Origin of the sequence: Hymenobacter plasmatis (assembly GCF_020711255.1) — a bacterium.
Classification (GTDB): domain Bacteria; phylum Bacteroidota; class Bacteroidia; order Cytophagales; family Hymenobacteraceae; genus Hymenobacter.
In genome coordinates, this window is sequence record NZ_JAJFAW010000021.1 from 96,683 (window position 1) to 106,632 (window position 9,950).

Annotated in this window: 8 protein-coding genes; 1 reads left to right on the forward strand and 7 read right to left on the reverse strand. The window is 62.6% G+C overall.

What is annotated here, in order from left to right; genetic code table 11:
• Positions 1 to 85: 85 nt before the first annotated feature.
• The 6 genes from ruvA to tatA all read right to left on the reverse strand — a co-directional run bounded on the left by ruvA (position 86) and on the right by tatA (position 7,895).
• On the reverse strand, positions 86 to 691 hold the full coding sequence (gene ruvA, locus LJ738_RS15275; RefSeq protein WP_068190782.1) for a Holliday junction branch migration protein RuvA: 606 nt from the start codon (positions 689 to 691) through the stop codon (positions 86 to 88).
• Between the two features lie 255 nt (positions 692 to 946).
• Entirely contained in the window at positions 947 to 3,217 is a 2,271-nt protein-coding gene (locus tag LJ738_RS15280) for an NADP-dependent malic enzyme (RefSeq protein ID WP_227787262.1), read from the reverse strand.
• 114 nt (positions 3,218 to 3,331) lie between these two features.
• Complete coding sequence (locus tag LJ738_RS15285; RefSeq protein WP_227787263.1) at positions 3,332 to 5,455, reverse strand: LysM peptidoglycan-binding domain-containing protein; 2,124 nt, start codon at positions 5,453 to 5,455, stop codon at positions 3,332 to 3,334.
• A 136-nt stretch (positions 5,456 to 5,591) separates the two neighbouring features.
• Entirely contained in the window at positions 5,592 to 7,019 is a 1,428-nt protein-coding gene (gene gatA, locus LJ738_RS15290) for an Asp-tRNA(Asn)/Glu-tRNA(Gln) amidotransferase subunit GatA (protein ID WP_227787264.1), read from the reverse strand.
• Positions 7,020 to 7,050: 31 nt separating this feature from the next.
• Positions 7,051 to 7,530: a Sec-independent protein translocase subunit TatA/TatB gene (locus LJ738_RS21525; protein WP_317206805.1), complete on the reverse strand. Its 480-nt coding sequence runs from the start codon at positions 7,528 to 7,530 to the stop codon at positions 7,051 to 7,053.
• 14 nt (positions 7,531 to 7,544) lie between these two features.
• Positions 7,545 to 7,895 (reverse strand): twin-arginine translocase TatA/TatE family subunit, encoded by a 351-nt coding sequence (gene tatA / locus LJ738_RS21530; protein WP_317206806.1) that lies wholly within the window; start codon positions 7,893 to 7,895, stop codon positions 7,545 to 7,547.
• A gap of 273 nt (positions 7,896 to 8,168) precedes the next feature.
• Between tatA and LJ738_RS15305 the strand changes: the two genes are divergently transcribed.
• Entirely contained in the window at positions 8,169 to 9,113 is a 945-nt protein-coding gene (locus LJ738_RS15305; protein WP_227787265.1) for a GAF domain-containing DNA-binding protein, read from the forward strand.
• A gap of 243 nt (positions 9,114 to 9,356) precedes the next feature.
• On the opposite strand, the gene LJ738_RS15310 is transcribed toward LJ738_RS15305, so the two are convergent.
• On the reverse strand, positions 9,357 to 9,950 hold a 594-nt coding region (locus LJ738_RS15310; protein WP_227787266.1), incomplete at its 5' end, for a murein hydrolase activator EnvC family protein.

The window sequence follows — 9,950 nt, forward strand, 5'->3', positions numbered from 1 at the left end:
CACGCCAGGCACGGCAGTTCAATAAGGTAGCAAAGTCGGCCGAGATAACCCGTTCGGTGGCACGAACCCGAAAGTTCGCCCAAACTCAGTGCGACTTCAAAGCAAACTTAATCATTTCCTCTACGCTCAGTTCACCGCCGTGCTTATGCTGAATCTGGTCCAGATTCTTCTCAGCAGCGGCCCTTGCAAAGCCCAGGGTAACCAAGGCCTGCAACGCTTCCGAGCGGCGCGTATTGTGTTGGCGAGCCAGCGGAACGGTGTCCACGCCGGCTTTGGCCAGCAGTTCGTCCTTGCGCAGCTTGTCTTTTAGCTCAAGTATCACGCGTTGGGCCGTCTTGGGTCCCACGCCCTTGATGCTCTGGATGGCGCGCACGTTTTCGTTCACAATGGCCTCGCGAATTTCGCCCACGCTCATGCTGCTCACCATCACAATGCCCGTGCCCGGCCCAATGCCCGATACCGAAATGAGCAGCATAAACAGCGCCTTTTCGTTGGGGTCGAGGAAGCCATAGAGCGTCTGCCCGTCTTCCTTGATGTGCTGATAAGTATAAATCTTGGTGGCCGCGCCCTCGGCGGGCAGCTTGGAGTAGGTGGCCAGCGAAATACGGACTTCGTAGCCCACGCCCAATATGTCAACAATGGCGAGGGTGGCGTCTTTGTAAGCGAGTTTACCGTCGAGGTAAGCTATCATAGGGTCGGAAAAAGGGAAGGAAAGAAGCTCTTCAGTAGTTAACCAACACAAACGCCGGGTTTTTACTTCCCAAACATACTGGCTTTTTAGCCAAAAATATTGGGCTAAATAAGGCCGGTGTTCAGGAAATCGAGAAGCCAAAAACAACGTCATGCCGAGCGTACCGAAGCTTCTTTACCGCGCCACTCATCAGAGTTAGTATTGAGGAAAAGATGCTTCGCCACGCTCGGCATGACGTCCCTTTAGCAGGCTACTCTACAGTGCCCGACTGCCCGTCTGCGCGTCGACCACCGCAATGGCGGCCATGTTCACGATGTCGCGCACCGAGGCGCCGAGCTGCAGAATGTGCACCGGCTTGCGCATGCCCATCAGCACCGGCCCAATGACCTCGGCGCCGCCAATTTCCTGCAGCACCTTGTAGGCAATGTTGCCCGACTCCACGTTGGGGAAAATCAACGTGTTGGCGCCTTTCTCGGCCAGGGGGCTGAAGCTGTAGTGGTCCTGCAGCAATTGCGGGCTCAGGGCTACGTTGGCCTGCATCTCGCCGTCGATGAGCAGGTTGGGGAAGCGGGCCTTGGCCAGCTCGGTGGCGCGGCGGGTTTTCTCGGGCAGCGTGCCGGAGTTGGAGCCGAAGTTGGAGTAGCTGATAACGGCCATGCGCGGCTCGGTATCGAAGAAGCGTACCGCCCGGGCCGTCAGCCCAATAATCTCCACCATCTCCTCAGCCGTCGGGTTGATGTTCACCGTGGTATCGGCGAAGAAGTACGGTCCTTTTTTGTGCTGAATGATGTACATCGAGGCCACGCGCCGCACGCCTTCCTCGGTGCCGATGACCTGCAGCGACGGAATGATGCTCTTGCCGTAATCCTTGGTGAGGCCGGTGATGCAGGCATCGGCTTCGCCGGTTTCCACCATCATGGCGGCGTAGTAGTTGCGCTCGCGCATCAGGCGGCGGCCCTCGTAGAGGGTCATGCCGCGGCGCTGGCGCTTCTGGTACAGCAGGGCAGCGTACTCGTCGCGCTTGGCGTCCTGCTTCAGAATGTTAATGATTTCGCAGCCTTCCAAATCCAGGCTGTTGGCCCGGGCAATGGAGTCGATTTTATCCTGCGGGCCCAGCAGAATCGGCTTGCAGATGCCTTCATCAAGCAGAATCTGAGCTGCTTTCAGGATTTTGTAGTTGTCGGCTTCGGCAAACACCACCCGCTTCGGGTTGGCCTTGGCCGCCGACGTCATGCGGTTCATCAGCTTCTGGTTCACGCCCAAGCGGGCACGCAGCTGGTCTTCGTAGGCCGCCCAGTCTTCGATGGGCAGGCGGGCCACGCCGCTTTCCATGGCCGCCCGCGCGACCGCAGGGCTGATGGTGGTGATAAGCCGCGGGTCGAGCGGCTTCGGAATCAGGTAAGTTGGGCCAAACGCCAGCGTGTTGTCGCCGTAGGCCTTGTTCACCATGTCGGGCACGGGCTCCTTGCTCAGGTGGGCCAGGGCGTGCACGGCGGCCAGCTTCATGGCCTCGTTGATTTCGGTGGCGCGCACGTCCATGGCTCCCCGGAAAATGTAGGGAAAGCCCAGCACGTTATTCACCTGGTTGGGGTGGTCGGAGCGGCCGGTGGCCATGATGAGGTCGTCGCGGGTGGCCATGGCCAGCTGGTAGCTCACCTCGGGGTCGGGGTTGGCCAGGGCAAATACCATGGGGTTGGCGGCCATGCGCAGCAGCAGGCCGGCCGGCAGCACGTTGGCCGCCGAGAGGCCCAGAAACACATCGGCGCCTTCCATGGCCTCGTCCAGCGTGGTGATGGTGCGGCTCGTGGCAAACTGCATCTGGATGGGGTCCAGGTTGGTGCGCGCGGCGTTGATGATGCCGTCTTTGTCGAATACCACCACGTTGTCCTTATTCAGGCCCAGCGCCAGGTACAGCCGCAGGCACGACACGGCCGCCGCTCCCGCGCCGCTCACCACCAGCTTGATTTCGTCGATTTTCTTGCCCACCACTTCCAGCCCGTTCAGCAGCGCGGCCGACGTAATAATGGCCGTGCCGTGCTGGTCGTCGTGCATCAACGGAATGTTCATCTTCTCCCGCAGCTCGGTCTCAATCCGGAAGCACTCCGGCGCCTTGATGTCCTCCAGGTTGATGCCGCCAAACGTGGGCTCCAGCGCTTTCACAATGCGGATAAACTCGTCGGGGTCGTTGGCGTCTATCTCAATGTCAAAGCAATCCAAGCCCGCAAATTTCTTAAACAGCACGCCCTTGCCTTCCATCACCGGCTTGCTGGCCGAGGGGCCGATGTTGCCCAGGCCCAGCACGGCCGTGCCGTTGGTTATTACCGCCACCAGGTTGCCCTTCGCCGTGTACTTGTACACGTCATCGGGATTGGCGGCAATCTCCTTGCACGGCTCGGCCACGCCGGGTGAGTAGGCCAGCGCCAAATCGAGCTGCGTGCTCATGGGTTTGGTGGGCACCACTTCCAGTTTGCCCGCGGGCTCCTGGGAGTGGTAGTTGAGGGCATCCTGTTTGTTTATTTTCAGCATCGGCTTCTTCGGAAATGAAAACGGCCGCGCGGGCAGCGCGGCCGTGTAAGGCGAAATTAGCGCGAAATGCGCGGCAAGGCCACGTTAATTTTTATCCGGCGGCGCTACAAGCAGTTAGCTCTGCGGCACCAGCAGCTTCTGGCCCAGCTTCACCTCGTCGGAGGTGAGGTGGTTGAGCTCGCGCAGCACCTTCACGCTCACCCCAAAGCGGCGCGAAATATTAAACAGCGTATCGCCCTGCTGCACCAGATGCACCTGCGGCGCCCCCAGGGACTTCAGCGGAGCACGCTGCGGCTCCGTAGCGGCCACGACTTTGGCCGCTCCTTTCCCCTGCTTGCGCGGGGCTTCCTGAGCAACCTCAGCGGCTGGCGCTTCGAAGACCAAGCGCTGGCCCGCGGCCACCGTTTCCGAATCCAGCTCGTTCCACGCTACCAGTTGGGCCACGCTCACATTGTGCTGGCGGGCCAATTTGGTCAGGTTGTCGCCTTTGCGCACGGTGTAAGCACCGGTGGGCTGCTCGGCCGCAACCGGCACGGAATCGTCGGCGGCGGCTTCGGCGGCCTGGGCTTGCGCCAGGCGGCGGGCCGCCACGCGGGCCTGCGCTTCGGCCGCCGCTTGCTTGATGGCTTGCCGCTGCCGAATGGCCACCAGGCGCGCTTCCTGTGCTTTTTCCTGGCGGGCAATATCCTGCAGCCGCGCCACTTCGCGGGCGTTGGCTTCGGCTTGCGCCTTGCGGGCCGCTAGCTCTTCGGCCGATACGGCCGGGCGCACTGGCCGCGCAACGACGGCAACGGCCTCGGGCGCAGCGGCTGCTTCCATAACCGGCGTGCGCTGCGCCGGCAGGGGTACAAATATCACCAGCTGCTTGCCGGGCTTGAGCGGCCGGCCTTTGGGCAGCTCGTTCCACCGGCGCAGCTGCGCCTGGCTTACCTCAAATCGCTCGGCCAGACTGGCCAGGGTTTCGCCCCGGCGCACCTTGTGTGGCACCCGCCGGAAGCGTGGCGCAGCGTCTTCCTCCCGGGCGCGCGGGCCTTCAGTGGCAGCCAATAGCTGCCGGCTCGTCCACGGCTCCATGCCTTCCAGGCGCGGGGGCAGAAAAGCCAGGGGCTGCGGCAGGGCCTCCGTGGGCTGGCAATAGTCCAGCAAAGTAGCCCGGTCGACATCGCCCAGGTGCTCGGCGGCCGCGGCGGGGTACCGCACCACGTAAGGGCGGTAGCCAGCGGGCAGCGCAGCCCGCCGCAGCTCCGGGTTGAAGCGGCTGAGGTACAAGGAGTCTTCGTACCCACAGGCCCGGCTCAGGCGGCGCAAATCAAACGCCTGCCCCCGCAAGCCCAAGGTATCCAGGGGTTCGGCGCGCTGGTAATTCAGGTTGGCGGTGCGCAAGCCGTGGGCTTCGGCGTACTTCATGCTGTACATGATGGCCGTGAAGGTGGGCACGTAGTTGCGCGTCTCGGCCGGCATGTGGGGGTACAGGTCCCAGAAGGTCTTTTTGCCGGTGCGGCGCATCACGCGCTGCACGCTGCCGGCGCCCCAGTTGTAGGCCGCCAGCACCAGCTCCCAGTCGTGAAACACGCCATATAGGTAGCGCAGGTGCTTGCAGGCGGCTTCGGTAGCTTTTTCGGGCGCCATCCGCTCGTCTATCCACTCGTCGCGTTTCAGGCGCAGGTCGCCGGCGGTGGGGCCCATAAACTGCCACAGGCCGGTAGCGCCCACCGGCGACTTAGCCGTGGGAATCAGGGCCGATTCCACCACGGCCAGGTATTTTAAGTCGAGGGGCAGATTGTATTGCGCCAGATACTTCTCGAAGAGGGGGAAATACAGGTTTTCGCGCTCCAGCACCCGCTGCAGGTAGCTGCGGTTGCGGGCCGTAAACAGCGTCACGTAGGCCATCACCGAGTTGTTGAACTGGTGGGGCACGTCGGTTTCAAAGCAGCTCACCCGGTCGCAAACCAGGTCGCGCATGGTGGGGGGCGTGCGCAGCCACTCCAGGCGCGCCGAGTCGATGGCCTCCGGGCCCATAGGCACCGCCACCAGCGAATCGGGCTGCAGCTCCAGGCGCACCCGCACGGTATCGCCCAACAGTGCTGGCATGGTGGAGTTTACCGGTTCCGCAGCGCTGGGCTTGGGTACTTGTTGGGCCCTGGTTTCTGTCGTTTTCAGCAGCAGCCAAGGCAGCACCAGCGCCAGCCAAAAACGGCCACCCCGGATGGTTTTCACTCGCATAATCCCTTGCTTCATAGCACTAATATAGGGCAAGGGTAAAGAACTTGTAGAGATGCCTATTCAAATTTTTACAAGACAGTAACGTAAAGCGGGGTGACTGGGTGGCCATCTGGCCTGCCACAATCACCCCGCCGTCGGCTCAAAAATGGCTCTACGCCAGCACCTCTTCCGTAAGCACGCTGGCAAAAGCCAGCAGTTCCGCTTCGCGGAAAGCACCGGCCATTACCTGCAAGCCAATGGGCAGGCCGGCGGCATCCTCCCCTACCGGCACCGAAATGGCCGGCACGCCCGCCAGAGAGGCCTGCACCGTGAAAATATCGGCCAAGTACATGGACACGGGGTCCTGCTTCTCGCCGATTTTGAAGGCCGTGGTGGGGGTGGTGGGCAGCACCAGGAAATCGTACTGGCGCAGCAGCTCGTCGGTTTTGTCCTTAATCAGCCGGCGCACGCGCTGGGCCTTAGTGTAGTAGGCGTCGTAGTAGTTGGCGCTGAGCACGAAGGTGCCCAGCAGAATGCGCCGCTGCACCTCGGCCCCAAAGCCCTGGGCCCGGCTCTTTTTGTAGAGCGACTCCAAGTCCGTGGCATCCGGGGCGCGGTAGCCATACTTCACCCCGTCGAAGCGGCCCAGATTGGAGCTGGCTTCGGCTGTGGTGAGGATGTAGTAGGTCGGAATCATGAAATCCAGGTACGGGAAGTCCACGGCCTCTACCACGTGGCCCTGGCCGCGCAGTATATCCAGCTGGGTTTCCAGTGCGGCCTTGATTTCGGGGTTCAGGCCTTCGTTGTCGATGGCGTCGGCGATGTAGCCGATGCGGTAGTGTGGCGCGGGCGTGAGCTGCTGGCTGTAAGCGGGCACCTCGCGCTGACTGGCGGTGCTGTCCATACCATCGGGGCCGGCCATTACCTCCAAAAGCAGCGCGGCGTCCTGTACCGAGCGGGTGATAGGCCCAATCTGGTCGAACGACGACGCAAACGCCACCAGGCCGTAGCGCGAAATGCGCGAGTACGTTGGTTTTAGCCCAACGACGCCGCAGAATGCGGCCGGCTGGCGCACCGAGCCACCGGTATCGGAGCCGATGGAAGCCAAGCACATGTCGGCCTGCACGGCCACGGCCGAGCCACCCGATGAACCACCGGGCACCCGGTCGGGGTCGGCGGCATTGCGGGCCGGACCGAAGTAGGACGTTTCGTTCGAACCGCCCATGGCAAACTCGTCGCAGTTCTGCCGGCCGATGATGATGGCGTCGGCGTCGAGCAGGCGCTGCACGGCCGTGCCGGTGAAGAGCGACTTGAAGCCGTCGAGCATCAGGCTGCTGCTTTGCAGCGAGTGCCCGGCGTATGCCAGCACGTCCTTAATGCCGATGACCATGCCGGCCAGCGGCCCGGCCGTGCCAGCAGCCAGCTTGGCATCCACGGCATCGGCCTGGGTGCGGGCCTCGTCGGGCCACACTTCCAGGAAGGCGTTGAGGTGCTGCTGGCGCTCGATGTTGCCCAGATAATACTCAACGAGCTGCCGGCAGGACGTGGTGCCCGCCGCCAGCTCGTTACGAACTTCGGATAAAGAATGAAAACGCTTCAAACTACTTGCAGATTAGGTGGCCGAAAAGGCGTTATGCGTTGGGATTGGGCGAAGCCGGAATGTAGGGCTGCCGGGGCTGGGTGCCTTCGGGCGCCAGGTTGGGCGGCAGCGTAGGCGCCACGGGCGGGGCGGGCTCGTCGGTTTTATTCTCGAAAGAGTAATCAGCATCGGCCGTGGGCGCAATCGAGGCCGTGGCTGGGGCTGCCCAGGGGTCGAACCCCGAGCCGGTTTCGGCTACCGGCGCCGGAGGTATCGCAGGGGTCGGGTACTGGTTCTGCGCGTTGTAGTTGGGCTGGGGCTGCGTGTAGTTGGGCGGCGTGGGCTGGCCGGCCTGCTCAAACTCGCGGCGGATTTCGGTGCTGGCGTCCTTGAACTCGCGGATGCCTTTGCCCAAGCCCCGCGCCAGCTCAGGAATCTTATTCGCCCCAAAGAAAATGAGGATGACGACCATGATGAGCATGAGCTCGGAGCCGCCGATGTCGCCTAGGAAGAGGATGAAAGGGGTTTGCATAGCAATAAGTGCGCTTATTGGCGCGGCTGATTATTTGGGTCGTTGGGATTGTACACAGGGGGCACCGGCTGCTGGTAGCCCTGCTGAGGCGCTCCCTGCTGGGGGTAGCCTTGCTGGGGATAACCTTGCTGCTGGTACGGCTGCTGGTAAGGCGGCTGCACGGGCGGAGCCGTGGGCTGGTCGCGGAACTGGGGCTGCTGGGTCTCGTCTACCTTGCTGGCATCCTTGAACTCACGCACGCCTTGGCCCATACCTTTGAACAGCTCAGGAATGCGCTTGGCCCCGAACAAAAGGATAACTACGAACAGGATAAGCAGCATTTCGGTTGTTCCGAAGCTACCGATTAGAAACAGGGAATGAAGCATGAACGGGAGGGCGATGGCGCCCGATTAGGGTGATAAAGGAAGATATACGTAGCCAAACACCTTTTGGAGTCTCAAAGATACCCGATAGTAAGGTTTTAGCAGATGAAGCCGAGCTTTAGCGGGTAAATTGAGCCGGTTGGCCGCGCGTAGTTTGCGGTTGAGCGGAATCCGGGGGCCCACGCCCGCCGACCCATTAGCTTTGTAACCTTTTCACTTCGAGCTTTATCGGCCCACCGGGGCCAGCACCGAAACACCATTACTTTACGATACCACGTGACCACACCCAAGCGTACCACCCAAGCGGATTCGGCCCTGCGCCAAGTAAATGAGCCGGAACGCATGGATGTGCTCCAGAGCTACCAGGTGCTGGACACCGCCCCGGAGCCGGTATTTAACGACCTGACGCAGTTGGCGGCGTTTATCTGCGGCACGCCCATGTCGCTGGTGTCTTTGATTGACGGGGAACGGCAGTGGTTTAAAGCCAAAGTGGGCCTGAACGCCAACGAAACGCCCCGCGAGCACGCCTTCTGCCAGTACGCCATGCGGGCCAGCGACGTGTACGAAGTGCCCGACGCCACCGCCGATGCCCGCTTCGCCAACAACCCGCTCGTGACCGGCGAGCCCAACATCCGCTTCTACGCGGGCGCGCCGCTGCTCTCGCCCGAAGGCCAGCCCCTGGGCACGCTGTGCACGCTCGACACCGTGCCCCGGGAGCTAAGCACCGACCAGCGCGAGGCCTTGCGCATCCTGGCCCGGCAGGTGATGGCCCACCTGGAGTTGCGCCGCGTCCGCTTTCAGCTCGAAGATGAGCGGCAGAAGCTCGAAGGAGTGCTGCGCATGGCCAACAACTCCGGCGATTCGCTTTACGCGAATACCCGTTCGGAAATTTTTGTCAAGCAGGACCAGCGCCTGGTGCGCATTGCCACCGCCGACCTGCAGTACGTCGAGGCCCTGGGCGACTACGTGAACCTGTACACCACCCGCGAGCGGCTCACGGTGTATGGTACCATGAAAGACCTGGAAACCAAGCTGCCGGTCCGCGACTTCGCCCGCGTGCACCGCAAATACATTGTGCGGCTCGACCGCATTGTAGCCATCGAGGCCGATGTAGCCCTGCTCGATGGCGTGCGCGACGCCAGCCTGAGCCGTTTGCCGGTGCGGGTGCCCATCGGCAGCTCCTACAAACCCGGCCTGCTCGGGCGGCTGAATCTGGTATAGGCGGCGGGCCAGCCCAACGGCGCTGCTGCTGGCATAGGCAAATCGAACGTTCGCCGCTCCAATTCGGCGATTCGCCGAAATACGCTCCGGCGGCGGTCCGGCTCCGGCCACCTTTGTTCTGGTTATCGGGAGCAGCTGGCTAATGGCCACTTTTGCCGACAGCTAAGTTTGTTTTCATAGCTCAGAAAGACCCGCACCTTTGGTTCGGGTTTTTTTTTGAGCTAGCCCCACCGGCCGCGCCCGCTAGCGGTGGCCCAACCAGCTTTCCGGGTTGAGGTTGGCCGAGTTGTGCCACACCTGAAACTGCACTTCCGACGTGCCTTCACCATCGGTGGCCACGGTACCGATGACTTCCCGGGCGCTCACGCGCTGGCCTTCGTGCACATTCACGGACCGCAGCTTGGCGTACACCGTGAAGAAGTCGCCGTGCTGAATCATCACGATGGTGTTCATGCCGGCGATGTTGGCAATGGTGAGCACCTTGCCATCGAAACAGGCCCGCACGGCCTCGCCGGCCCCGGTCTGGATGTCGATGCCCCGGTTCTCGACGGTCACGTTTTTCAGCACCGGGTGCGGGTGCCGCCCAAAGCGCTGGCTGATAAACCCACGCCCCACGGGCCAGGGCAGCCGGCCGCGGTTGCCCGCAAAGGAAGACGAGAGCAGCGCCGTTTCGGGCGTGAGGGCCACACGCACGGCCCGGCGGTCGGCTGCGGCCTCGGCGGCGGTTTCGGGCGCGTCGGATTCGGGTGCGGCCGTGGCGTTGTCGCTTTCCGTGCCATTGGCGCTGGCGGGGGCATCGGGCTCGCGGCGCGCGCTGGGGGCGCTGCCCGCGGCCGC

Coding starts and splice junctions, on each gene's coding strand:
- ruvA (WP_068190782.1), bottom strand. CDS start 691: ATGATAGCTTACCTCGACGGTAAACTCGCTTACAAAGACGCCACCCTC.
- LJ738_RS15280 (WP_227787262.1), bottom strand. CDS start 3,217: ATGCTGAAAATAAACAAACAGGATGCCCTCAACTACCACTCCCAGGAG.
- LJ738_RS15285 (WP_227787263.1), bottom strand. CDS start 5,455: ATGAAGCAAGGGATTATGCGAGTGAAAACCATCCGGGGTGGCCGTTTT.
- LJ738_RS21525 (WP_317206805.1), bottom strand. CDS start 7,530: ATGCAAACCCCTTTCATCCTCTTCCTAGGCGACATCGGCGGCTCCGAG.
- tatA (WP_317206806.1), bottom strand. CDS start 7,895: ATGCTTCATTCCCTGTTTCTAATCGGTAGCTTCGGAACAACCGAAATG.